Here is a 24,127-nt window from a genome sequence, read left to right as displayed (position 1 = left end):
CGGTGGCGGTTACGCCTGACCGGGCCTACAAAGACCTTTTACATCGTAGGCCGGGTAAGCGTTAGCGCCACCCGGCATTTTTCACGCTTGCTTTTTCGCAGCTGCGTTCGGCAGGAAGCCTTCCAGCACAATCAACGCCGCACCGATACAGATGGCTGAATCGGCGAGGTTGAAGGTGGCGAAGTGCCAGTTGCCGACATAGAAATCAATCATGTCGACAACAAAGCCGTGCCACAGGCGGTCGAACAAATTACCCAGCGCGCCGCCAATGATCAGCGCGTAGGCAATGTTATTCAGCTTCTGGCTGGCTTTGCCGCGGTACATCAGCACCGCCAGGATCACACAGATACCAATGGCGATACCCGCGAAGAACCAACGCTGCCAGCCGCCGCTGTCGGCGAGGAAGCTAAACGCCGCGCCATAGTTACGCGCATAGTGCAGATTCAAAGACGGGAACAGCGAGACCGTTTCCCCCAGCTCGAAGTGCTGGAGGATCAAGAATTTGCTGCCCAGATCGATTATCAGCACCACCACCACCAGCCACAGCCAGCGCAGTCCGCTTTTACAAATAGATTGGCTCATCAGGCAAACTTACGTTTCTCGCCTTCACCGGCGACGTTGCTGACACAGCGGCCGCAGATTTCTGCGTGTTCCGCCACCTGACCGACATCGGTCGTGTAATGCCAGCAACGCGGGCACTTCTCACCGTCGGCTTTCTGCAACGCCACTTTCAGGCCTTTCAGCAGTTCGCTCTGCTGTGCCTCGGCGGTTGCTGCTGCATAATCCGCAACAGTGGCGCCAGAGGTCAACAGGACAAATCGCAATTCATCGCCCAGTGCCGTCAGCTTCGCCGCCAGTTCTGGTTCAGCAAACAGGGTCACTGCCGCTTCCAGAGAACCACCGACTTTCTTGTCTGCACGCGCCTGTTCGATGACTTTGTTCACTTCACCACGAACCTGCAGCAGTACATCCCAGAAACCGTCGTTCATCGCTTCAGAGTCCGCCAGACCAAACAGGCCGGTGTACCACTCGCCAGTGAAGACGTATTTCTCGCGGTCACCTGGCAGATAGCCCCAGATTTCATCCGCGGTGAAGGACATGATTGGCGCCATCCAGCGAACCAGTGCTTCTGCGATGTGATACAGCGCAGTCTGGCAGCTACGACGCGCCCGGCTTTCCGCTTTGGCGGTGTACTGGCGGTCTTTGATGATGTCGAGGTAGAACGAGCCCATTTCGATGGAGCAGAAGCGCATCAGGCGCTGTACCACTTCGTGGAAGTCGTAAGACTCGTAGGCTTTCAGGATGTCTTCCTGCGCCGCCTGAGCACAACCCACGGCCCAGCGATCCAGAACGACCATCTCTTCTGGTTTCACCATGTCAGTTTCAGGATTGAAACCGTTCAGGTTCGCCAGCAGGAAACGCGCGGTGTTACGAATACGACGATAGCTGTCGGCAGCACGTTTGAGGATCTCGTCCGACACCGCCATCTCGCCGGTGTAGTCAGTAGAGGCCACCCACAGACGCAGAATATCCGCGCCCAGTTTGTTCATCACATCCTGCGGCGAAACGGTGTTGCCGATGGATTTGGACATTTTGCGGCCCTGACCGTCCACGGTGAAACCGTGAGTCAGTACCTGACGATAAGGCGCTTTGCCTTTCATCGCCGTGGAGATCATCAGCGAGGACATGAACCAGCCGCGATGCTGGTCAGACCCTTCCAGATACATATCCGCTGCGTGACCAGAGAACTCCGGACGCACATCAACAACGGAAGCATGTGTTGATCCGGAATCGAACCACACGTCGAGGGTGTCTGGCACTTTCTCATAAGTGTCAGCATCGTCACCCATGATGTCGCGCGGATCGAGATCCCACCACGCCTGAATGCCGTCCTGCTCTACGCGTTTAGCGACTTCTTCCATCAGCTCAAGCGTGCGTGGATGCAGTTCCTGCGTCTCTTTATGCACGAACAGAGACATCGGGACGCCCCAGGTGCGCTGACGAGAGATACACCAGTCAGGACGGTTAGCGACCATGGATTCAATACGTGCCTGGCCCCAATCCGGGATCCACTGCACGCCTTTAATCTCTTTCAGGGACTGCTCGCGCAGACCTTTCTGATCCATGCTGACGAACCACTGCGGGGTCGCGCGGAAGATGATCGGCGACTTGTGACGCCAGCAGCACGGATAGCTGTGTTGCAGCTTCTCAACGTGCAGCAGCGCACCGCTGTCGCGCAGCATGTTGACGATGATGTCATTGGCTTTGAAGACGTTGATGCCATCAAGCGTTGGGTAAGTGCCTGGCAGATACGCGCCATCTGGGCCTACCGGGTTCGCGATTTCCAGACCGTACTTCAGGCTGATGTTGTAGTCGTCCGGGCCGTGACCACCTGCGGTATGCACCGCACCAGTACCTGCGTCCAGCGTAACGTGATCGCCAAGGATTGCCGGCACGTCGAAATCGAGGAACGGATGTTTAAAGCGCATCAGTTCCAGCGCGTCACCTTTCACGGTGCCCAGCACGGTGAATTCAGTGATGTTTGCACGCTTAAGAACGCTTTCCACCAGATCTTTCGCCAGGATCAGCGCCTGACCATCAACCTGTACCAGCGCATAGTCGAACTCTGAAGACAGAGAAATTGCGCGGTTCGCTGGCAGCGTCCACGGGGTGGTAGTCCAGATGACCAGTGAAACCGGGCCGTTTACGGAAGCGACGCCGAACTTAGCCTTCACCGCATCCTGATCGACGGCGTGAAACGCAACGTCGATAGAAGGAGAGGTTTTGTCGTAATACTCCACTTCCGCTTCCGCCAGCGCAGAACGGCAATCCACACACCAGTGAACCGGCTTCGCACCTTTATGCAGATGACCGTTGCCGATGATTTTACCCAGTGCACGGATGATGTTGGCTTCAGTATTGAAGTCCATGGTCAGATACGGACGAGACCAGTCGCCCAGCACGCCCAGACGGATAAAGTCTGCACGCTGGCCATCAACCTGAGTCGCGGCATATTCGCGGCATTTCGCACGGAATTCAGCGGCGGTAAACTTCTCGCCCGGCTTACCAAACTCTTGCTCAACTTTCAGTTCGATTGGCAGACCGTGGCAATCCCAGCCAGGGACGTACGGGGAGTCGAAGCCCGTCAGACCTTTGGACTTAACGATAATGTCTTTCAGAATCTTGTTAACAGAGTGACCAATATGAATGCTGCCATTCGCATAAGGAGGGCCATCATGCAGAATGAACGTCTTTTTGCCTTTTTTCGCTGCACGGATGATGTCGTAGAGGTCATCATCGGTCCAACGGGCCAGCATTCCCGGTTCGCGTTTGGCGAGGTCGCCACGCATCGGGAACCCTGTTTCCGGCAAATTCAGGGTTGATTTATAGTCACTCATCAGATTCTCGTTTCCGTATTGATAACGTTGGCATTACGCCGGGTTTGATAGCCCAAACAACGCTCGGGCTGTTAACTCATCTCGCGCGATTTGCGCTTTTAATTCGTCCAGCGAGGAAAAACGCTGCTCGTTGCGGATCTTCTTCCGCAGTATGACATCGATATGGCGACCATAGAGGTCCATTACAACGTCCAGTAAATGCACTTCTAACTGCTGACGTACACCCGCGACGGTTGGGCGAGTGCCGATATTCGCAACGCCTGGAATCAGCTTATCGCCGAGACCTGCGACTTCGACCGCATACACCCCTTTCACCGGGGAAACCTGGCGACGCAGCGGCAAATTCGCCGTTGGAAAGCCAATGGTGCGGCCAAGCTCATCGCCGTGCACCACTCGCCCTGAAATGCTGAAAGGATGGCCCAGCAGCGTTTGCGCCAGTTCCAGATTGTCTTCAGCCAGCGCCTGGCGAACCGCCGTGCTGCTGATACGTAATCCGCCTTCGCAGAAGGTTTGGGTGCTGGTGACATCAAAGCCAAATTCAGCGCCAGCCTTCTGTAATAACAAGAAATCCCCTTCGCGACCAGCGCCAAAGCGGAAATCATCTCCCACGGCCAGATACTGGACGCCGAGGCGTTTGACCAGCAGATCGCTGATAAATTCCTGCGCAGTGAGTGCGGCGAAGCGCCTGTCGAAACGCACACACAGGACATAATCCACATCGCTTTCACTGAGATAACGCACTTTTTCGCGCAATCTCGTCAGGCGAGCGGGAGCCTTGTCGGTCGCAAACAGTTCCAGCGGCTGCGGCTCAAAAATCATCACCACAACAGGCAGCCCACGCTCACGGCCTTCAGCGCGTAAACGCTGCAGTAATGCCTGATGACCACGATGCACGCCGTCGAAATTGCCAATGGTCAGCACGCACCCGTGCAGTGCCTGACTCAGATTGTGTATGCCGCGTATCAGCTTCATGTCTGGCTCAAAACAGTGAAAATCGTCAAAGTATACCTTGTAGAGCAGGCTACGTTAACCGACGATTGCACCTGAGAACCGAAAGATGCAAGGATTTCATCCACCTTGGGACGAAACTGGGTAAATTCCCCCTTGCCCCGGTGATTTTTATGGCGGAAAGGCTGTATTCGAAGGGCGCAAGCTGGTAGAATCCTGCGCCATCACTACGTAACCAAGTGTCGTCACATTAACGGCGCTTATTTGCACAAATCCATTGACAAAAGAAGGCTAAGAGGGCATATTCCTCGGCCTTTGAATTGTCCATATAGATCATATTTGGGAGTTGGACCTTGGCTAATATCAAATCAGCTAAGAAGCGCGCCGTTCAGTCTGAAAAGGCCCGCAAGCACAACGCTAGCCGTCGCTCTATGATGCGTACTTTCATCAAGAAAGTATACGCAGCTGTAGAAGCTGGCGACAAAGCTGCTGCACTGAAAGCATTTAACGAAATGCAACCAATCGTGGACCGTCAGGCTGCTAAAGGTCTGATCCACAAAAACAAAGCTGCGCGTCATAAGGCTAACCTGGCTGCACAGATCAACAAACTGGCTTAATCGCTACGCTGTTGAAGCTTTGTAGAAAAAACCCGCTTTTAGCGGGTTTTTTTATGTCTGCGATTCGGGCTTAGCGCGGTAACTCAAACAGCGCCGAGTAGTCACGATTGCAGATTCGCTGCACCGCAGGATGCTGAATCATGCGCTCGGCGAAAATGGCGTGGTACTCCTCCATCACGTTTTCCACCCGACCAATCTCCACGATATTGTCATCCGCATAAAGATCGTGTGCGTAGAGCGTCGGTGCGACAAAAATCGCATTGTGCGCAGCACCAAAGGCTTTCATTAACGCGGCATCATCGAACTCGCCCAGCACTTCGACTTTCAGCCCCTGAGTATTAATCCAGTTCAGTAGCTTACGACCAAGCATTGAACGACGCCCTGGGATCAGCAAGCGGCGCTCTTCCAGACAAGCGGGGAAAGGCTTCTCAGGCAGAGGGCTCATGCACCAGAAGCTGACGCTGCACTCACCAATTTTCACCGAGAACAGCCCTTCCTGCTGCGTGGAATCGATCGGGCAGTCAGAGATAATCATGTCGAGCTTATGCTGGCTAAGTTGCTCCAGCAGCATCTCATGGGTCGATTCAAAGCAGCGCAGATGGATTTGTTCATCTTCCACCACCGCGGCATCCAGCACGCCACTTACCAGCCGTTTTGACAGCGCATCTGCCACGCCCACATCAAACAGCAAGTTCGACTCTTTGCGGTAGTTGATGATATCGAGCATTTCCTGGCTCAGGGTGAACATCTTGTCCGCGTAACGGAACACCAGTTCGCCCAGCTCGCTCGGCTCAAGCCCTCGCCCCTTACGTTTGAACAGCTTGCCTTGCAGACGTTCTTCCAGGGCTTTGATTTGGCCAGTAATGGTCTGCGGCGTGAGAAACAGGGCTTCCGCAGCCCCCACGACAGACCCCTCTTTGTAAACGTGCCAGAAGTAATACAGATGGTTGTAATTGATATGAGACATTCGTTTCTCTCCCTGAACTATGCGCATCATGGCCGCCCGAAGGCGACCCTTCGTATCCTGTTATCCCGGGTAACGGGAGCCCTTGCTGCCCGAGCGAAGCAAACTATACCCGGTGACCGCCGCCAGAAGCGAGCCAATCAGAATCCCGAGTTTTGCCCATGTGATAAGCGTCGGGTCCAGGCCGCCGAAGGCCAGCGTCGAGATGAAAATCGACATCGTGAAACCGATACCGCAGAGCACGCTCACAGCCACAATTTGCTTGCATGTGGTCTCTTGCGGCAGCGTGGCCAGTTTCAGTTTCAGCGCTAACCAGCAGAACAGCCCAATCCCCAACGGCTTACCGATGAACAGACCCGCTATGATCCCCAGCGGTAACAAAGATGTCAGCCCTTCAATCGTCACGCCCTGGAGTGAAACGCCCGCATTGGCGAAGGCGAACAATGGCAGGATCAGATAAGCCACCCAGGGATGCAGCACGTGCTCCAGCTGTTTCGCCGGGGATTTACCCGCCTGCTCTTTCAGCGGAATAAAGAAGCCAACAATCACCCCGGCAAGCGTGGCATGCACGCCAGACTTCAGCACCGCCGTCCACAAAATCATACCGACCAGAATATAAATGCCGGTTCGACGAACGCCTGTCAGATTGAGGATCGCCAGCACGGCAATCGCCGCCGCGGCCACACCAAGAGACAGCAGTGACAGGTCGCTGGTGTAGAACAGCGCGATGATGATGATCGCGCCCAAATCGTCGATAATTGCCAACGCCATCAGGAAAATCTTCAGGGCGACGGGAACGCGGTTACCTAAAAGCGCCAGCACACCCAGCGCGAAGGCAATATCGGTTGCCGCCGGAATAGCCCAACCCTGACGAGCAATCGGGTCCTGGTAGTTAAACGCCAGATAGATAAGCGCTGGCACGACCATACCACCAATCGCCGCAATCACCGGGAAAGCGGCCTGCTGACGGCTTGCCAGGGAGCCCAGTACCATCTCACGCTTCACTTCCAGACCAATCAACAGGAAGAAGACGGCCATCAGGGCATCGTTGATCCACAGCAGCATGTTCTTGTTAATTTCCAGTGGCCCGACTTTGAGCTGTACGGGAGTGGAAAGAAATGCCTGATAGAGATGGCTGGTCAGCCCGGAATTGGCAAGGATCATCGCCAGTGCCGCCGCAATGATGAGGATGATGCCCCCGGAGGCCTCACTGCTGAAAAAACGCTGAAGATGTTTCACTTTTACTCTCTCTGTTGGTCTTATTATTCGATTAAACCATATTAACCGCTATAAACACTCGGCAAAATCAGGTTATTCGTGATAGTTAGATCGGCATAAGCGAAGTATAGCGCCAGAATGAAAAAGGCCCGGACTGGGTGGTCCGGGCCTTTGTTTTCAAGCAGCTGCTGAAGTTAGCGAGTCAGATCATCAAAGAATTTTTTCACGCCATCGAAGAAGCTTTTTGAGCGCGGGCTGTTTTTCTCGCCCGTTGGGCCGCCAAAGCTCTCCTGAAGATCTTTCAGCAATTGTTTCTGCTTATCGTTCAGGCTAACCGGAGTTTCCACTACAACGCGGCACAGCAGGTCGCCCTGTGCACCACCGCGAACGGATTTGACGCCTTTACCACGCATGCGGAACAGTTTGCCGGTCTGCGTTTCGCCAGGCACTTTCAGGTTTACACGGCCATCCAGCGTCGGCACTTCGATTTCACCGCCGAGGGCTGCCATTGCAAAGTTAATCGGTACTTCGCAGTACAGGTTATTCCCTTCGCGTTCGAAGATTGGGTGCTGCTTAACCTGCACCTGAACGTACAGATCGCCCGCTGGCGCGCCGTGCTCGCCCGCTTCGCCTTCGCCTGACAGACGAATACGGTCACCGGTATCGACACCTGCCGGGATTTTAACCGACAAGGTTTTGTTCTTCTCAACACGACCATGACCGTGGCACTTGTTGCACGGATCTTTAATCAGCGTGCCGCGCCCCTGACAGTGTGGACAGGTCTGCTGTACGGCAAAAAAGCCCTGACGCATCTGCACCTGGCCCTGACCGTGACAGGTTGGACAGGTCTGCGGTTTAGAGCCGGCTTTCGCGCCACTACCGTGGCAAACATCACACTCTTCCAGCGTCGGAATGCGAATCTCTTTGGTGACACCGCGAACGGCTTCTTCCAGCGTCAGATCCATGTTATAGCGCAGGTCTGCACCGCGTGATGCACGCTGACGCCCACGTCCGCCGCCAAAAATGTCGCCAAACACGTCGCCGAAGATATCGCTGAAATCAGCACCGCCGCCGCCAAAGCCGCCGCCACCGAAACCACCGCCGCCCTGCTCGAACGCCGCATGACCATACTGGTCATAGGCCGCACGCTTCTGCGCATCGGTCAGGATCTCGTAGGCTTCTTTGATCTCTTTAAATTTTCCTTCGGCTTCTTTGTCACCCTGGTTACGGTCGGGGTGGAACTTCATCGCCAGGCGTTTGTAAGCCTTTTTGATTTCACGCTCTTCCGCTGTTTTGGAAACGCCTAAAACCTCGTAATAGTCTCTCTTCGCCATCTCTTTTTATCTGCCCTTAACATGCGAGCACGGGCGTGGAGTAAACTCCGACGCCCGTGCCAGTTAATTACCCTGCATCAGGGCGATTATTTTTTATCTTTAACTTCTTCGAACTCAGCGTCGACAACATCGTCATCTTTCGCGTTGTTCGCGGAAGCATCAGCAGAACCCGCCTGCTGTTGTGCATGCTGCTGCTGAGCAATTTCTAGCAGTTTCTGGGAAGCCTGAGCCAGCGCCTGCATTTTCGCTTCGATATCCGCTTTGTCTTCGCCTTTCAGAGAAGATTCCAGCGCAGTCAGTGCAGACTCGATAGCGGTTTTGTCTTCAGCTGGCAGCTGTTCGCCTGCTTCTTCAACCTGCTTACGCGTGCTATGCAGCAGATGGTCGCCCTGGTTGCGGGTCTGAACCAGTTCTTCGAACTTACGGTCAGACTCAGCGTTAGCTTCTGCTTCACGCACCATTTTCTGGATTTCTTCTTCGTTCAGACCAGAAGAAGCCTTGATGGTGATTTTCTGCTCTTTACCGCTGTTTTTGTCTTTCGCGGAAACGTGCAGGATACCGTCAGCATCGATGTCGAAGGTCACTTCGATTTGCGGCATGCCGCGCGGTGCCGGGCTGATACCATCCAGGTTGAACTGACCCAGGGATTTGTTATCACCAGAACGTTTACGCTCACCCTGCAGCACGTGGATGGTTACTGCAGACTGGTTGTCTTCCGCAGTAGAGAACACCTGGCTGTGCTTGGTCGGGATGGTGGTGTTTTTGTTGATGAGCGCAGTCATCACGCCACCCATGGTTTCGATACCCAGCGACAGCGGGGTGACGTCCAGCAGCAGCACGTCTTTCACATCACCAGTCAGTACGCCGCCCTGAACCGCAGCACCGATAGCAACGGCTTCATCCGGGTTCACGTCTTTACGTGGCTCTTTACCGAAGAACTCAGCCACTTTCTTCTGAACCATTGGCATACGGGTCTGACCGCCGACCAGGATAACGTCCTGAACGTCAGAAACAGACAGGCCAGCATCCTGCAGAGCAACTTTCAGCGGCTCGATAGAACGGTTCACCAGGTCTTCGACCAGGCTTTCCAGTTTTGCACGAGTCACTTTGATGTTCATGTGTTTAGGACCGGTCGCGTCTGCAGTGATGTACGGCAGGTTCACGTCGGTCTGCTGCGCAGAAGAGAGCTCAATTTTCGCTTTTTCTGCGGCTTCTTTCAGGCGCTGCATCGCCAGCGGGTCGTTACGCAGGTCAATGCCCTGATCTTTCTTAAATTCTTCAACCAAGTAGTTAATCATACGGCTGTCGAAGTCTTCACCACCGAGGTGGGTATCGCCGTTGGTTGCCAGAACTTCAAAGGTCTTTTCGCCATCAACTTCATCGATTTCGATGATGGAGATATCGAAGGTACCGCCGCCCAGGTCATAAACGGCAATGGTGCGGTTACCGACTTCTTTATCCAGACCGTAGGCCAGTGCCGCTGCGGTTGGTTCGTTGATGATACGTTTGACTTCCAGACCTGCAATACGGCCAGCATCTTTGGTTGCCTGACGCTGAGCATCGTTGAAGTAGGCAGGAACGGTGATAACAGCTTCCGTTACCGGTTCACCCAGATAATCTTCCGCGGTTTTCTTCATTTTTTTCAGCACTTCTGCAGAAATCTGCGGAGGTGCAGTTTTGGTGCCTTTCACGTCCAGCCAGGCATCGCCATTATCAGCAGCAACGATTTTGTACGGCATGATAGCTTCGTCACGCTGTACTTCTTCGTCCTGGAAACGACGGCCAATCAGGCGTTTGATCGCGAACAGGGTGTTCTGCGGGTTTGTCACGGCCTGACGTTTAGCCGGCTGACCAACCAGAGTTTCACCGTCCTGGGTATAAGCAATAATAGAAGGCGTGGTGCGATCGCCTTCGGCGTTTTCCAGCACACGCGGAGTGTTGCCATCCATAATCGCTACACAAGAGTTGGTTGTACCCAGGTCGATACCAATAATTTTACCCATCTAAACGTCTCCACTAAAAATTCGATCAACATGTGGTTGTGAACCTGTAATAAGGGCGAAACGTGCTGTTTCAAGCGCCCCGCTACGTTTTTTTTCAGGCTCACCACTGCGGTTGCATACAAGATGGGGTCGTTAGTTAACTCATCAAGGGGGAGGGATAAAAAATTTTTTAATTTCCCCCTGCTCAGATCATAGACGGCAGACACGGCACTGATTATTATGCCGCGCCCCGCAACCAGAGGATTGGCGTGGGGTTAAGACATTTCTCCCTTTATTAATAAGTTTTTGAGGAAATATGGTTAACACTAAGTTGGCTAACCCGGCACCGCTGGGACTGATGGGCTTCGGCATGACCACCATTCTGCTGAACCTGGCGAACAGCGGCCTTTTCCAGTTTGATACCGCCATTCTGGCGATGGGTATTTTTTACGGCGGCCTGGCACAGATCTTCGCTGGCCTGCTGGAATTTAAGAAAGGCAACACCTTCGGTCTGACCGCGTTCACCTCTTACGGCTCTTTCTGGCTGACTCTGGTCGCCATTCTGATCATGCCGAAAATGGGCCTGGCAGAACCGGCTAACGCGCACTTTATGGGGATGTATCTGGGCCTGTGGGGCGTGTTCACCCTGTTCATGTTCTTCGGCACCCTGAACGGTCCACGCATGCAGCAGTTCGTCTTCCTGAGCCTGACCGTGCTGTTTGCCCTGCTGGCTATCGGCCACCTGGCGGACAACGAAGGCATCGTTCACATCGCGGGCTGGATTGGTCTGGTGTGTGGCGCAAGCGCTATTTACCTGGCAATGGGTGAAGTGCTGAACGAGAAGTTTGGCCGTACCGTGCTGCCAATCGGCGAAAAGCACTAAGTTTGATGTCTTTCGTGCCCGGCAGCGCTAGCGCTTGCCGGGCCTACAAGCCGGGCGTTGCCCGGCTTTTTTATGACGTCGTTAAAGGCGCGCTTTCGCGGGCTATGTAACTCTGTCGCAACCAGACGCCTAATCCTAATCCCACCAGCGATAACGCCAGCACATACCAGGCTGGAGCCATCGGCGATACGCCCATCAGCAACGTCACCACGATCGGCGTTAACCCGCCAAAAATCGCATACGAAACGTTGTAGGAAAATGATATCCCGGTGAAGCGCACTTCCGCTGGAAATGCCCGAACCATGACATAAGGGACTGCGCCCACCACGCCGACGCACAATCCCACCAGGCCATAAAGCAGGAACAATTGCTCAGGATGCGAACCCGACAAGTGGTAAAACGCCCAGCTTGATGCCGCCAGCAGCAGGCTACCGATAATAAACGTGCGGCTGGCACCTAATTTATCTGCCGCAAGCCCTGCCAGCAAACAGCCCACGCAAAGCATGATCGTCGCGATGCTGTTGGCCTGCAACGTCAGTGCGGGTGCAAAGCCATAATGCTTTTGCAGCCACACGGGAGACATCAGGATCACCACCACAATGCCCGCCGACAGCAACCACGTCAGTAACATTGAGATAACCACGGCTTTCTGGTGCTTCATCACAACTGATTTTACCGGCAGTTCCTGCGCCAGCTGCTTACGCTGCTGCATCTCAAGGAAGACAGGCGTTTCCTGCAACCAGCGACGCAAGTACATCGCGACCAGGCCAAACGCACCTCCCAGCAGGAAGGGAATTCGCCAGCCACCGTCATGGATTGTCTGTTGCGTCATGCTGGTATTGATAAGCGTTGCCACCACCGAACCGAGGAGAATGCCGACGGTCAGACCCGCGGTGAGCGTGCCACAGGCAATACCGATTCTCTGCGTCGGCACATGCTCGGCGACAAACACCCATGCCCCCGGCACCTCTCCACCAATCGCTGCGCCCTGCAGCACGCGCATCAGCAGCAATAATAACGGCGCAACGATACCGACCGAGGCATACGTTGGCAGCAGGCCAATCAGCAGCGTCGGCACGGCCATCAGCAGGATGCTGAGCGTAAACATCTTTTTGCGCCCAACCAGATCGCCAAAGTGTGCCATGACGATCCCACCCAACGGGCGTGCCAGATAACCCGCAGCAAAAATGCCAAAGGTCTGGACCTGACGCAGCCATTCAGGAATATCGGCAGGGAAGAAAAGTTCCCCCACGACGGCGGCAAAAAAGACAAATATAATGAAATCATAAAACTCCAGAGCGCCGCCAAGTGCAGCCAGCGTCAGCGTTTTATAATCCTGTCGGTTCAGAGGTCTTGCGGAATGTGACATAGCGGGCCATTTGTTTTGATTAATTTACAGGTTTCGTAAAGAAAAAATTACTATACCGTAAATCATTGGTCAATCGATGACCCGCACAGGTTATGTCATAAAAGGCTTAATTTCAGGAGATTGTCTCGCGACGCGCGCTTTTAGGGCGAAATGCATCAACGACCAGGTCATCAGTCTCGACGTAAGGCCCTTCGAGAAGCTGTACACAATACGGTACACTTGCAAAAATCCCGTGCACCAGCACCTTGCCGCTCTCATCTTTGACGCCTTCCAGCGTTTCCTGAATCGACTTCGGCTGACCCGGCAGGTTGAGGATCAGCGCCTGTTTGCGGATAACCCCAACCTGACGAGAAAGGATCGCCGTTGGCACAAAGTGCAGGCTAATCTGGCGCATCTGCTCGCCAAAGCCCGGCATTTCACGGTCGGCGATCGCCAATGTGGCATCCGGCGTCACATCGCGGCGAGCAGGCCCCGTGCCACCGGTGGTCAGCACCAGGTGACACCCCATTTCGTCCACCAGCTCACACAAGGTTTGCTCAATGATCGACTGTTCATCAGGGATCAGACGGGTTTGCAGTTCAAAAGGGGATGTCAGGGCGCGGGACAGCCACGCTTCCAGAGCCGGAATGCCCTTATCCTGGTAAACGCCGTTGGAGGCGCGATCGGAGATGGAGACAAGGCCAATGCGTAGAGTGTTCATATCAATTCCGTTCAAAGTACAGTCAGGCGGAATGATACACGCTGGAGGGAAAAGGAGACAAATAGCAGAGTAGTAAGCGTGACCGGGAGCCCGGCCACGCGAAAAATGATTACAGCAGGTCGCCGATCATTTTTTCCAGTTTTTCCTGGTCGATGGCAAACTTACGGATACCTTCCGCCAGTTTGTCTACGGCCATTGGATCCTGGTTGTGCTGCCACAGGAACTGAGATTCCGTGATGCGCTCTGGACGCGCTTTCACTTCACCGGTGTAAACCAGTTTACGCTCGATAGCGCCGTCCGCTTCAGCCAGCTCTTTCAGCAGTGCCGGCGCGATGGTCAGGCGGTCGCAACCAGCCAGTTCCAGGATCTCACCGACGTTACGGAAGCTCGCACCCATCACGACTGTTTCGTAGCCGTGCTGTTTGTAATAGCTGTAGATTTCAGACACAGAAACTACACCTGGATCTTCTGCCGGCGCGTACTCTTTCTTGTCAGTGTTGGCTTTGTACCAGTCGAGGATACGGCCCACGAACGGAGAAATCAGGAATACGCCCGCTTCAGCACAAGCACGAGCCTGAGCGAAGGAGAACAGCAGCGTCAGGTTACAGTTGATGCCTTCTTTTTCCAGCTGTTCAGCAGCACGAATGCCCTGCCAGGTGGAGGCCAGTTTGATCAGGATACGGTCGTTGCTGATGCCAGCATCGTTATACAGTTTGATCAGATGTTTCGCTTTGGCGATAGAGGCTTCGGTGTCATAGGACAGACGCGCATCCACTTCCGTTGAGATACGACCCGGGATCAGCTTCAGGATCTCCAGACCGATGTTCACCGCCAGTTTGTCGGTTGCATCAACAATCTGCTGCTCGCGGTTGCTGCTCTGGCTTTTCGCCCAGGCAATCGCTTCATCAATCAGCTTGCGGTATTCAGGGATCTGGGCAGCGCCGAGGATCAGAGAAGGGTTGGTTGTCGCATCCTGAGGCTGATACAGCTTCATTGCCGCGATGTCTCCGGTGTCAGCCACTACGGTTGTGTACTGACGCAGGGAGGTCAATTTATCCGTCATGATAGTGTTTCTCTTTAAACAGCTGTTAGGGGGATGTAACCGGTCTGCTCCCGATAATATCACGCCCCCATATCAGCGCAACCGCAGACGGCCCAGTAGCGCAGAGTATGATAAACTCAGATTATTCGCTTGCTACCCGATAATGGATTGTCTGGAATGTGGTAGCGCTTACATTTGTCTTCGGCATCGATTAAAGGACGCTACATGCCTGAGTTTCTCTCATTCATCAACGACATACTCTGGGGCTCGGTAATGATTTACCTGCTGCTCGGGGCCGGAGTGTGGTTCACCTGGCGGACAGGTTACATTCAATTCCGCTACATTCGGTATTTCGGCAAAAGCCTTAAAAGCAGCCTGAGTCCACAAGCCGGCGGGTTAACCTCCTTTCAGGCGCTGTGTACCAGTCTTGCTGCGCGAGTAGGCAGCGGCAACCTGGCAGGCGTCGCCATCGCCATCACAGCCGGTGGCCCGGGTGCCGTGTTCTGGATGTGGGTATCGGCCATCATCGGCATGGCGAGTAGCTTCGCGGAGTGCTCACTGGCTCAACTCTACAAAGAACGAGACGCCACAGGACAGTTCCGCGGCGGCCCGGCGTGGTACATGTCACGTGGCCTTGGCATGCGCTGGATGGGAGTGATGTTTTCCGTTTTCCTGCTGCTGGCATATGGCTTAATTTTCAACACGGTACAAGCCAATTCAGTCTCAAGCGCGATGCATTACGCTTTCAACCTTCCTGAGTACGTAACGGGTCTGGGGCTGATGGGTTGCACGCTGTTAGTCATTGTGCGCGGTCTGCGTGGTGTCGCGAAGATTATGCAGTGGCTGGTGCCCGTCATGGCGCTGGTCTGGGTTGGCGCCAGCATTATCATTAGCCTTTGGCATTACGCCGCCATTCCCGCCATTTTCGAAACCATTATCCGCAGCGCATTTGGCTGGCAGGAAGCGGCCGCTGGCGCGGTGGGTTACACCATCAGCCAGGCACTGACCAGCGGATTCCAGCGGGGAATGTTCTCGAATGAAGCCGGGATGGGTTCAACTCCGAATGCCGCCGCAGCCGCCGCTTCATGGCCCCCGCATCCGGCTGCCCAGGGCATCGTGCAAATGATTGGCGTATTGGTCGATACCCTCATTATCTGTACCGCCACGGCGATGGTGGTGCTCATTGCAGGACATGACACAGCACAGAGTTCCATTGACGGCATTCAGTTAGTCCAGAAAGCGATGAGCACTATCGCAGGCAGTTGGGGCGCGAGTTTTATCGCCGGGATAGTGCTGCTCTTCGCCTTTAGCTCAATCGCCGCAAACTATATCTACGCCGAAAATAATCTGATTTACCTGAAGATGAACAGCCCGCGCAATATCTGGATTTTGCGGACAATCACGCTGCTGATGGTCATGATGGGCACACTGCTGAGTCTGCCGGTCGTCTGGCAACTGGCAGATATCATAATGGCTCTGATGGCCATCACTAACCTGACGGCGCTGCTGCTGCTTTCCCCGGTCGTGAGGATCATTGCCAGCGACTATCTTCGTCAACGCAAGCTGGGTGTCAAACCGGTGTTCGATCCAAGCCGCTATCCCGAAATTGAACAACAGATTGCTCCCGGAAGCTGGGATGATGTGCCACGCCAATAGCTGCTATCGATCCCTTTATGGCCGTTTTTTGCTAAAGTCTCGGAAAATGCCTGCAAGGACTGATTATGCTGATTCTGATTTCACCTGCGAAAACGCTCGACTACCAAAGCGAACTGGCGACAACCCGCTACACCCATCCTGAGCTGCTGGATCACTCCCAGCAGCTCATCACGGTTGCGCGCAAACTCTCCGCGCCGCAAATCGGCAAGCTGATGAGCATCAGCGATAAACTTGCCGATCTCAATGCCACCCGCTTCCACGACTGGCACCCTGATTTCACGCCGCAAAATGCCCGCCCGGCGATTCTGGCCTTCAAGGGCGATGTCTACACCGGCTTGCAGGCGGAAGAGTTCAGCGAAGCAGATTTCGATTTTGCTCAGCAGCATTTACGCATGCTTTCTGGTCTTTATGGCGTGCTGCGTCCGCTGGATTTGATGCAGCCCTATCGCCTGGAAATGGGCATTCGCCTTGAGAACGCTAAAGGCAAAGATCTCTATCAGTTCTGGGGCGAGATTATCACTAACAAGCTCAACGACGCGCTGAAAGCCCAGGGGGACGATATCGTCATTAATCTGGCATCCGATGAGTACTTCAAAGCGGTGAAACCGAAAAAGCTGCAAGGAAAAATCATCAAGCCAGTCTTCCTCGACGAGAAAAACGGCAAGTTTAAGGTCATCAGCTTCTACGCTAAGAAAGCGCGTGGCCTGATGAGCCGCTACATCATTGAGAATCGTTTGACGAAAATGGAAGAGCTGAAAGGCTTTGATAGCGAAGGGTATTTCTTTGATGAAGCCGCGTCGTCTGATAGCGAACTGGTGTTTAAGCGTCACGAACAGAAGTAAAAGCGAGGAAAGAGAACGCTTCAACCTCCTCCACGCGCCCTCACCCCGGCCCTCTCCCCAGGGAGAGGGAGAAAACCAAACCGCACTCTTCGGCTCTCTCTCCCCAGATGAGGGAGAACGTCAAACCCCGCACCGAACAGTTCCCTCTCCCTTGAGGGAGAGGGTTAGGGTGAGGGGGAGCTATCAATGGTGATGCCCATGATTGTCATGGTGATCGTGATGATGGTCATAGTGATCATCATGGTGATCGTAATGTCCACGCGGACGCCAGTGGTTGTTGTAACGCTCGTAATGATGATCCCACCAGTCATGGTCGCGCCAGTTACCACCATCCCAGTAGTTACCGCGGTTATCCTGATCGCCAATCTGTAATTTGACCGCTGGCACCAGCGTGATTTCTGAAGCGTGTACCATCACCGGAGCCACCAGCATCATAGAAAGCGCGAGGATCACAGGTTTCAATTTAGACATAGGTTACTCCTTTGCATCATTGCCCGTTATGGGTCGATGAAGTCAGAGTACCTGTTGCGAACCCCGGTTGTTATTCTCCGCAATCCCAATTTCTAAGTGCCCGCATTTAATGGGAATTCCTGCGTAATTTCTGCCATTTGTCTTCACATTCTCTCCCTAATCCGGGAATCATCCTGGCCTCAGGGAGAGAAAAATGAACACAATCAGGCCTTAGCCATCATCAGCTTACGAAGCGCAGCAAACTCGGCAGGCAATTCATGCGACAACAGAGGCAAGTCGGCGCGATCGGCCAGCTCTTTCGGCAACGGGAGTTTGGTGTCGAGAATCGCTTCCACGCTCTCTATGAACTTCGCTGGATGCGCCGTCCCCAGGAACAGACCGTATTCTCCGGGCTGGAGCTGGTCACGCAACGCGCGATAAGCCACTGCCGCATGCGGCTCAGAGGTATATCCGACTTCCTGAAGTTCACGCATGGTCGCTTTCGTCGTTTCATCATCCACGGCGGCATAGCCCAGCTCGTTCAGGCGCCACACTTTGCGACGGAACAGCTCTTCAACGCGCGGCCAGTTGTTCGGCTGGCTGACGTCCATCGCGTTAGACAGCGTCGCTTGCGTAGATTTTGGTTTCCATGCGCCTTCCTGCAGAAAGCGTGGCACCGTATCGTTGACGTTGGTCGCAGCAATAAAGCGCTTCACCGGCAGACCCAGTGATTTCGCCAGCAAACCCGCCGTTAAATCACCGAAGTTGCCGCTTGGCACAGAAATGACCAGCTGATTACGGGCTTCCTGTGGCAGCTGCGCCACGGCTTCAAAGTAGTAGCAAATCTGCGCCAGCAGACGGCTGATGTTGATCGAGTTCGCCGAGTTCAGGCCCAGCGCAACCTTCAGCTCTTCATCATCGAATGCCTGCTTCACCAGCGCCTGGCAGGCATCGAAATCACCTTCAATCACCACAGTTTCGATGTTACCACCCAACGTACAGAACAATTTTTCCTGTAACGGGCTGATTTTGCCTTTCGGATACAGGATAACGACGCGAACATTCTTCAGGCCGTAGAAAGCATGTGCCACGGCAGCCCCTGTATCTCCAGACGTCGCGGTCAAAATGGTCACAGGTTTATCGCCACTGATGTGCGTCAGCATCTGCGCCATAAAACGACCGCCGAAATCTTTGAACGCCAGCGTAGGGCCATGGAACAGTTCCAGGCAGCCCACATCTTCCTGAACTTGTTTCACTGGTGCAGGAAACGCGAAGGCCGCGCCCACACGAGCTTTCAGTTCATCAGGCGCAATTTCATCGCCAATAAAGGCTGAGAGAATTTTGGCACTGCGGGAGACGAAATCCAGCTTCAGCATGTCGTCGATCTCAGTCAGGCTGAATTCCGGCAAGTCGTGTGGAAAGAACAGCCCCTGATTTTTGCCCAACCCTTGCGTCACGGCCTGCGCGAAGCTGACCTGCTCATTATGATCTTTTAAGTTATACAGTTTCATTGGTTATCCCACTACGCGAGCGCCCGCTGTATCCAGCCGACAAATATGAACGAAGCCTTCCTGATTTTGCAGATAGTGTTTACTGAGCCAGTCTGCGACTCGTTGTGCGGTTCCTGGGTTGTCGCACAGGGCAAACATCGTCGGGCCTGAGCCTGAGATGCCGCTTGCCAGCGCGCCAATTTCCGCCACCGCCTGACGGGCTTCGCCGAAGCCTGGCAGCAATTTGGTGCGATACGGTTCGGCAATCACGTCTTTCATCAGCTTTGCGGCAAGCTGCGGCTGACGGCTATAGCAGGCGTGAATAAAGCCCGCAAAATGACGCCCATGCGCGATGCAATCCTGACGGCGATACTGCGCGGGCAAAATGGCGCGGGCTTCTGCGGTAGAAACTTTAATCCCCGGATAAGCCAGCACCCACAGCCATTCATCAAATGCCGGAATTTGCTGGCTGATAATGCCATTCTCTTCAAGCATCAGCTGAATGCCGCCGAGGAAGCAAGGGGCAACGTTGTCGTAATGCACGCTGCCGGAAATACGCCCTTCCAGCTCACCCATCAGTGAAAGCATCTTGCTGTCATTGAGGGGCTTGCCGCAGTACTCATTCATCGCCACCAGCGCGGCAACCACAGAGCAGGCGCTGGAGCCTAACCCGGAGCCAATCGGCATGTTTTTTTCCAGCGTCATGGCAACAGGCACCGTTTTGCCAATTTCCTGGCAGAAGCGTTCCCAGCACTGGTAAACGATGTTTTCACGCGGTTCTGTCGGCAGCTTGCTGGCGAAATGGCCGACGTTTTTCAGACTGAAGACATCAGCAGCAACGACTTCAACGTTGTCGCCAAGCAGCGTGCCATCCACCGGCGTGACCGCCGCGCCCAATACGTCGAATCCGACGCTCATATTGGCGCTGGACGCCGGGGCATAGACTTTAACCATCTTAAACTCCTAACTTCCAGGACAAGGTACGCAGCAGATCGGCAAAGACCCCGGCGGCCGTTACGTCGTTGCCCGCGCCATACCCGCGCAGCACCAGCGGTAACGGCTGATAATAATGGCTGTAAAACGCCAGGGCGTTCTCGCCGTTTTTCACTTTATAAAGCGGATCGTTGCCATCGACTTCAGCGATTTTCACCCGGCAAACGCCGTCTTCTTCGATATTGCCGACGTAGCGCAGCACTTTGCCTTCATCGCGAGCTTTGGCGATACGCGCCGCAAACTCATCATCCAGCTGCGGCAAGCGAGCCATAAAGCTGTCAGTGTCACCGCTGTCATCGAAATGCGAAGGCAACACAGATTCCACCACAATATCATTCAGTTCAAGGTGACGACCGGTTTCACGGGCGAGGATCAGCAGCTTACGCGCCACATCCATGCCAGAAAGATCGTCACGGGGATCGGGCTCGGTATAGCCCATTTCACGTGCCATACGAGTGGCTTCTGACAAGCTCATGCCTTCGTCCAGCTTGCCAAAGATAAACGACAGAGAGCCGGAAAGAATGCCGGAGAAGCGCTGCAATTCATCGCCAGCGTTGAGCAGGTTTTGCAGGTTTTCAATCACCGGCAGCCCTGCTCCAACGTTGGTGTCATACAGGAACTTACGACGAGAACCCGCTGCCGCCTGACGCAGCTCGTGATAGTAGTTCATCGATGACGTGTTCGCCTTTTTGTTTGGCGTCACAACATGGAAACCTTCGCGCAGGAAATCCGCATACTGATCGGCTACGGCCTGGTTGGAAGTACAGTCAACAATCACTGGATTAAGCAGGTGATACTCTTTCACCAGACGAATCAGTCGGCCAAGATTAAACGGCTCTTTGGCATCAGCCAGTTCGCTTTTCCAGTTATCGAGGCTCAAGCCGTGCACATTGGTCAACAACGCACGCGAGTTCGCCACACCGCACACACGCAGATCGATATGCTTGTTTTTAAGCCAGGTTTGCTGGCGCTTGAGCTGTTCCAGCAATGCTCCCCCCACGCCACCGACGCCAATCACAAACACTTCAATCACCTGATCGGTATTGAACAGCATCTGGTGAGTGACGCGAACGCCAGTCGTCGCATCATCGTTATTGACGACGACGGAAATGGAACGCTCGGAGGAGCCCTGCGCAATCGCGACGATATTGATATTGGCGCGAGCGAGAGCCGCAAAGAATTTTGCAGAGATGCCGCGCAGCGTGCGCATACCATCGCCCACCACGGAGATGATCGCCAGTCGCTCCATGATCGACAGAGGTTCGAGCAGCTCTTCTTTCAGCTCGAGGTAAAACTCATCTTCCATCGCCTTCTTCGCACGAGCGCAATCGCTTTGCGGTACACAGAAACTGATGCTGTATTCGGAAGAAGACTGAGTGATCAGGACAACGGAGATCCCGGCGCGGGACATGGTGGCAAACACGCGCGCCGCCATCCCGACCATGCCCTTCATACCTGGGCCGGAGACGTTGAACATCGCCATGTTGTTGAGGTTGGAAATCCCCTTCACCGCCAGGCCATCTTCGTTATGGCTTGAGCCAATAAGCGTGCCCGGAGCCTGAGGATTACCGGTATTTTTAATGAGACAAGGGATCTGGAACTGGGCAATCGGGGCGATGGTGCGAGGATGCAGAACTTTCGCGCCAAAGTAGGAGAGCTCCATCGCCTCCTGATAAGACATGGACTTCAGCAAACGAGCGTCTGGCACCTGGCGTGGATCGCAAGTATAAACGCCATCGACATCCGTCCAGATTTCACAGCAGTCGGCACGTAAACAGGCGGCCAGCACAGCGGCGGAGTAGTCAGAACCATTGCGGCCAAGGACTACCAGTTCACCTTTCTCATTTCCTGCGGTAAACCCGGCCATCAGCACCATATGGTCAGACGGGATCTGACTTGCTGCGATACGGCGAGTGGATTCAGCGATATCAACTGTGGATTCCAGGTAATGCCCAACGGCCAGTAATTTCTCAACAGGGTCAATCACGCTAACTTTATGACCGCGCGCTTCCAGCAAACCCGCCATAATGGCGATAGACAGCTTTTCACCACGGCAAATCAGGGAAGCATTAACGCCATCCGGGCATTGCCCCAGCAGGCTTATCCCGTGAAGCACATGCTTAATCTGGGCAAACTCTTGCTCAACAAAAGCTTTGAGCTGGGCGTGGGGGAAACCGGGTTGAATGTCGGCAAGACCCTGAAGCAGTTCGGCAAAAATGCGTTCGGCATCGCTGATATTGGGGAGTGCGTCCTGACCGCCAATGGTTTTTTCAATCATCGCGACCAGATGGTTGGTGATTTTAGCCGGGGCAGAAAGCACGGTGGCGACCTGCCCCTGCCTGGCGTTACTCTCCAGAATATCGGCAACCCGCAGAAAACGTTCTGCATTTGCCACTGATGTACCGCCGAACTTCAAGACTCGCATGGTATTACCCCTTGATCTTTAGCCGAAAAAAAAGCCCGCACTGTTCAGGTGCGGGCTTTTTTCTGTGTTTCCTGTACGCGTCAGCCCGCACCGATACCTGTGGTAATGGTGATGGTGGTAATGGTTGTCGTCATGCTGATGCGAATCATGGATGTTGTGTGCTCTGTTATTTTACTTTGTCTGTCGTCTGCCTATATTGGTTAAAGTATCTGCCAGGCTAAGTCAACGAATTTTTACATTCGTCACAATTCGTCATACCATTAGCCAGCACTGCCGACGCAGGTACTTCCTTCGCCTTTCACCACGCCATTGGCCACCAAGTTAGCGCATCAGCCCATAACAAATACTTATGACAGGACATTACTCTGCCAGATTTTTTTCAATATCGTGCAACAATCGGTGCAGCATGGCGGTGTCACGCTGCTCAAGCAGGCCGATTCGCTGCTGCAACCATTCCGTCAGTTTGACATCATCGGCCACCTGCAATTTTTCCAGTAACGACACGGTACGAGCTCGTAACGCCTGCAGCTGATGTTCATCCCCGGGTATTGCCGGAGTGGAAGAAATTTGTGTCAGCGCCGACAACTGATAGCAATAGACCATTACCGCCTGGCCGAGATTCAGTGAAGGGTAATCGGCTACCATCGGTACGCCGGTTAACACGTCGGCCAGTTCAAGCTCTTCGTTGGTTAGCCCAGAATCTTCACGTCCAAACACCAGTGCAGCATGTCCCATCCACTGTGACTTTTCCTGAAGCATCGGCAGCAGTTCTTGTGGTGTGGCGTAGTAGTGAAAACGGGCCCGGCTGCGCGCGGTTGTCGCGACGGTAAAGTCCACATCCACCAGCGCATCCGCAAGCGTTTTATACGTTTTTATATTTTCCAGAATATCGCCGGAGCCGTGCGCAACCCACTGCGCCGCGGGCTCAAGGTGCGCGGAGCTGTCGACTATTCGCATTTCTGTGAATCCCATGGTCTTCATAGCACGGGCGGCGGCACCGATATTTTCGGCTCTGGCGGGGGAAACCAGCACGATTGATAAGCGCATGTAATCTTCTCTTTATAGTGCAATCGCGGCAACAATGTGATGCACATCAACATATTGCGCGTCGCGAATTTACTTAGTTGCAACAAAAAACGGTGAAAAGGTGTTTCTTAACATATAAATAAGGTTAAACTATTATCTAAGAATTGACCTATTCAGCATGTTAACAGAACCGCTATATCCTTATGTTCTTATAGGGTATTTAAAATAAGAGTAGGGCTCGTATTTTGGATTCAATTTATTAATCAGTTTATCTTCGCAATCATTCCAAATGTTGAAAAAATGTGACAAAAGCTAGCATTTGGATGCGAAGATTTCACAAGACTGTTAACGTGCTACAATTGAACTTGATATATGTCAACGAAGCGTAGTTTTATTGGGTGTCAGTCGTCTCTTTGCCTGTTATGTTGCTGTTAAAATGGTTAGGATGACAGCCGTTTTTGACACTGTCGGGTCCAGAGGGAAAGTACCCACGACCAAGCTAATGATGTTGTTGACGTTGATGGAAAGTGCATCAAGAACGCAATTACGTACTTTAGTCATGTTATGCCGGTCATGTTAATTTTCGACATGCATCAGGCGGGTCAGGGACTTTGGTACTTCCTGTTTCGATTTAGTTGGCAATTTAGGTAGCAAACATGCAGACCCCGCACATTCTTATCGTTGAAGACGAGTTGGTAACACGCAACACGTTAAAAAGTATTTTCGAAGCAGAAGGTTACGATGTGTTCGAAGCCACCGATGGCGCGGAAATGCATCAGATCCTGTCTGA

The 24,127-nt window shown here is 53.7% G+C and carries 21 protein-coding genes, 2 pseudogenes and 1 other annotated feature; of the genes and pseudogenes, 5 read left to right on the top strand and 18 right to left on the bottom strand.

From position 1 onward, the window contains the following. Positions 1–81: 81 nt before the first annotated feature. The 4 genes and pseudogenes from lspA to ACRCWW_RS10990 all read right to left on the bottom strand — a co-directional run. Positions 82–582 carry a signal peptidase II gene (gene lspA / locus ACRCWW_RS11005; RefSeq protein ID WP_438682451.1) on the bottom strand — a complete coding sequence of 167 codons (501 nt, stop codon included), beginning with the start codon at positions 580–582 and terminating at the stop codon, positions 82–84. Beyond that, positions 582–3,398 carry an isoleucine--tRNA ligase gene (gene ileS, locus ACRCWW_RS11000; protein WP_438682450.1) on the bottom strand — a complete coding sequence of 939 codons (2,817 nt, stop codon included), beginning with the start codon at positions 3,396–3,398 and terminating at the stop codon, positions 582–584. Before ileS ends, lspA begins: the two co-directional genes overlap by 1 nt. A 33-nt stretch (positions 3,399–3,431) precedes the next feature. Continuing rightward, a complete protein-coding gene (gene ribF / locus ACRCWW_RS10995) occupies positions 3,432–4,370 on the bottom strand; it encodes a bifunctional riboflavin kinase/FAD synthetase (RefSeq protein ID WP_438682449.1) in 939 nt (312 codons plus the stop codon). Positions 4,371–4,508: 138 nt separating this feature from the next. Next, a pseudogene (locus ACRCWW_RS10990) lies at positions 4,509–4,581 on the bottom strand (DUF2575 domain-containing protein); the annotation flags it as partial. Between the two features lie 118 nt (positions 4,582–4,699). Here ACRCWW_RS10990 and rpsT point away from each other — a divergent pair. Continuing rightward, positions 4,700–4,963, top strand: a complete 264-nt coding sequence (gene rpsT / locus ACRCWW_RS10985) for a 30S ribosomal protein S20 (RefSeq protein WP_404657650.1) — start codon at positions 4,700–4,702, stop codon at positions 4,961–4,963. 70 nt (positions 4,964–5,033) lie between these two features. Here the strand turns inward: rpsT and nhaR are convergent, their stop codons facing one another. The 4 genes from nhaR to dnaK form a co-directional block, all read right to left on the bottom strand. Next, positions 5,034–5,930: a transcriptional activator NhaR gene (gene nhaR / locus ACRCWW_RS10980; protein ID WP_438682448.1), complete on the bottom strand. Its 897-nt coding sequence runs from the start codon at positions 5,928–5,930 to the stop codon at positions 5,034–5,036. Between the two features lie 60 nt (positions 5,931–5,990). Continuing rightward, the gene (gene nhaA, locus ACRCWW_RS10975; protein ID WP_438682447.1) at positions 5,991–7,166 is read right to left on the bottom strand and encodes a Na+/H+ antiporter NhaA; all 1,176 of its coding nucleotides are present in this window, start codon (positions 7,164–7,166) and stop codon (positions 5,991–5,993) included. 173 nt (positions 7,167–7,339) lie between these two features. Next, positions 7,340–8,479, bottom strand: coding sequence for a molecular chaperone DnaJ (gene dnaJ, locus ACRCWW_RS10970; protein WP_404657653.1), 1,140 nt, complete (start codon positions 8,477–8,479; stop codon positions 7,340–7,342). A gap of 86 nt (positions 8,480–8,565) precedes the next feature. Beyond that, a complete protein-coding gene (gene dnaK, locus ACRCWW_RS10965) occupies positions 8,566–10,482 on the bottom strand; it encodes a molecular chaperone DnaK (RefSeq protein ID WP_438682446.1) in 1,917 nt (638 codons plus the stop codon). Between the two features lie 295 nt (positions 10,483–10,777). On the opposite strand from dnaK, the gene satP reads away from it, so the two are divergent. Continuing rightward, complete coding sequence (gene satP / locus ACRCWW_RS10960) at positions 10,778–11,344, top strand: acetate uptake transporter (protein ID WP_404657655.1); 567 nt, start codon at positions 10,778–10,780, stop codon at positions 11,342–11,344. Between the two features lie 70 nt (positions 11,345–11,414). On the opposite strand, the gene ACRCWW_RS10955 is transcribed toward satP, so the two are convergent. The 3 genes from ACRCWW_RS10955 to tal all read right to left on the bottom strand — a co-directional run bounded on the left by ACRCWW_RS10955 (position 11,415) and on the right by tal (position 14,476). Then, positions 11,415–12,713, bottom strand: coding sequence for an MFS transporter (locus ACRCWW_RS10955; protein ID WP_438682445.1), 1,299 nt, complete (start codon positions 12,711–12,713; stop codon positions 11,415–11,417). 112 nt (positions 12,714–12,825) lie between these two features. Next, positions 12,826–13,413: a molybdopterin adenylyltransferase gene (gene mog / locus ACRCWW_RS10950; RefSeq protein WP_438682444.1), complete on the bottom strand. Its 588-nt coding sequence runs from the start codon at positions 13,411–13,413 to the stop codon at positions 12,826–12,828. Between the two features lie 109 nt (positions 13,414–13,522). Further along, positions 13,523–14,476: a transaldolase gene (gene tal / locus ACRCWW_RS10945; protein ID WP_330982251.1), complete on the bottom strand. Its 954-nt coding sequence runs from the start codon at positions 14,474–14,476 to the stop codon at positions 13,523–13,525. Between the two features lie 204 nt (positions 14,477–14,680). Here tal and ACRCWW_RS10940 point away from each other — a divergent pair, with 204 nt between their 5' ends. Both ACRCWW_RS10940 and yaaA read left to right on the top strand, forming a co-directional pair. After that, positions 14,681–16,111, top strand: coding sequence for an alanine/glycine:cation symporter family protein (locus ACRCWW_RS10940; protein WP_438682443.1), 1,431 nt, complete (start codon positions 14,681–14,683; stop codon positions 16,109–16,111). A gap of 65 nt (positions 16,112–16,176) precedes the next feature. After that, the gene (yaaA, locus tag ACRCWW_RS10935; protein WP_438682442.1) at positions 16,177–16,953 is read left to right on the top strand and encodes a peroxide stress protein YaaA; all 777 of its coding nucleotides are present in this window, start codon (positions 16,177–16,179) and stop codon (positions 16,951–16,953) included. Between the two features lie 183 nt (positions 16,954–17,136). Here the strand turns inward: yaaA and ACRCWW_RS10930 are convergent, their stop codons facing one another. From ACRCWW_RS10930 to yjjY, 7 genes are all read right to left on the bottom strand, one after another. Then, a complete protein-coding gene (locus tag ACRCWW_RS10930; RefSeq protein WP_438682441.1) occupies positions 17,137–17,424 on the bottom strand; it encodes a DUF2502 domain-containing protein in 288 nt (95 codons plus the stop codon). Between the two features lie 203 nt (positions 17,425–17,627). After that, entirely contained in the window at positions 17,628–18,914 is a 1,287-nt protein-coding gene (gene thrC / locus ACRCWW_RS10925; protein WP_438682440.1) for a threonine synthase, read from the bottom strand. Between the two features lie 3 nt (positions 18,915–18,917). Beyond that, a complete protein-coding gene (thrB, locus tag ACRCWW_RS10920; RefSeq protein WP_438682439.1) occupies positions 18,918–19,847 on the bottom strand; it encodes a homoserine kinase in 930 nt (309 codons plus the stop codon). Position 19,848: 1 nt separating this feature from the next. After that, entirely contained in the window at positions 19,849–22,311 is a 2,463-nt protein-coding gene (thrA, locus tag ACRCWW_RS10915) for a bifunctional aspartate kinase/homoserine dehydrogenase I (protein ID WP_438682438.1), read from the bottom strand. A gap of 24 nt (positions 22,312–22,335) precedes the next feature. Then, positions 22,336–22,453 (bottom strand) — a sequence feature (Thr leader region). Then, positions 22,392–22,460: a thr operon leader peptide gene (locus ACRCWW_RS10910; protein WP_122984332.1), complete on the bottom strand. Its 69-nt coding sequence runs from the start codon at positions 22,458–22,460 to the stop codon at positions 22,392–22,394. (Overlaps the previous feature by 62 nt.) Before the next feature lie 211 nt (positions 22,461–22,671). After that, entirely contained in the window at positions 22,672–23,358 is a 687-nt protein-coding gene (locus ACRCWW_RS10905) for a tRNA/rRNA methyltransferase (RefSeq protein WP_438682437.1), read from the bottom strand. 399 nt (positions 23,359–23,757) lie between these two features. Further along, positions 23,758–23,898, bottom strand: coding sequence for a protein YjjY (yjjY, locus tag ACRCWW_RS10900; RefSeq protein WP_001541509.1), 141 nt, complete (start codon positions 23,896–23,898; stop codon positions 23,758–23,760). 95 nt (positions 23,899–23,993) lie between these two features. Between yjjY and ACRCWW_RS10895 the strand changes: the two are divergent. Then, positions 23,994–24,127: pseudogene (locus ACRCWW_RS10895) on the top strand (two-component system response regulator ArcA); the annotation flags it as partial.

The sequence above is a fragment of the Scandinavium sp. genome (genome assembly GCF_051650185.1).
GTDB lineage: Bacteria > Pseudomonadota > Gammaproteobacteria > Enterobacterales > Enterobacteriaceae > Scandinavium.
The sequence above is the reverse complement of the archived record's forward strand: the minus strand, read 5'-3'. Positions and strand labels throughout refer to the sequence as shown.

Coding starts and splice junctions, on each gene's coding strand:
- lspA (WP_438682451.1), bottom strand. CDS start 582: ATGAGCCAATCTATTTGTAAAAGCGGACTGCGCTGGCTGTGGCTGGTG.
- ileS (WP_438682450.1), bottom strand. CDS start 3,398: ATGAGTGACTATAAATCAACCCTGAATTTGCCGGAAACAGGGTTCCCG.
- ribF (WP_438682449.1), bottom strand. CDS start 4,370: ATGAAGCTGATACGCGGCATACACAATCTGAGTCAGGCACTGCACGGG.
- nhaR (WP_438682448.1), bottom strand. CDS start 5,930: ATGTCTCATATCAATTACAACCATCTGTATTACTTCTGGCACGTTTAC.
- dnaJ (WP_404657653.1), bottom strand. CDS start 8,479: ATGGCGAAGAGAGACTATTACGAGGTTTTAGGCGTTTCCAAAACAGCG.
- dnaK (WP_438682446.1), bottom strand. CDS start 10,482: ATGGGTAAAATTATTGGTATCGACCTGGGTACAACCAACTCTTGTGTA.
- satP (WP_404657655.1), top strand. CDS start 10,778: ATGGTTAACACTAAGTTGGCTAACCCGGCACCGCTGGGACTGATGGGC.
- ACRCWW_RS10955 (WP_438682445.1), bottom strand. CDS start 12,713: ATGTCACATTCCGCAAGACCTCTGAACCGACAGGATTATAAAACGCTG.
- mog (WP_438682444.1), bottom strand. CDS start 13,413: ATGAACACTCTACGCATTGGCCTTGTCTCCATCTCCGATCGCGCCTCC.
- tal (WP_330982251.1), bottom strand. CDS start 14,476: ATGACGGATAAATTGACCTCCCTGCGTCAGTACACAACCGTAGTGGCT.
- ACRCWW_RS10940 (WP_438682443.1), top strand. CDS start 14,681: ATGCCTGAGTTTCTCTCATTCATCAACGACATACTCTGGGGCTCGGTA.
- yaaA (WP_438682442.1), top strand. CDS start 16,177: ATGCTGATTCTGATTTCACCTGCGAAAACGCTCGACTACCAAAGCGAA.
- ACRCWW_RS10930 (WP_438682441.1), bottom strand. CDS start 17,424: ATGTCTAAATTGAAACCTGTGATCCTCGCGCTTTCTATGATGCTGGTG.
- thrC (WP_438682440.1), bottom strand. CDS start 18,914: ATGAAACTGTATAACTTAAAAGATCATAATGAGCAGGTCAGCTTCGCG.
- thrB (WP_438682439.1), bottom strand. CDS start 19,847: ATGGTTAAAGTCTATGCCCCGGCGTCCAGCGCCAATATGAGCGTCGGA.
- thrA (WP_438682438.1), bottom strand. CDS start 22,311: ATGCGAGTCTTGAAGTTCGGCGGTACATCAGTGGCAAATGCAGAACGT.
- ACRCWW_RS10905 (WP_438682437.1), bottom strand. CDS start 23,358: ATGCGCTTATCAATCGTGCTGGTTTCCCCCGCCAGAGCCGAAAATATC.
- yjjY (WP_001541509.1), bottom strand. CDS start 23,898: ATGACTAAAGTACGTAATTGCGTTCTTGATGCACTTTCCATCAACGTC.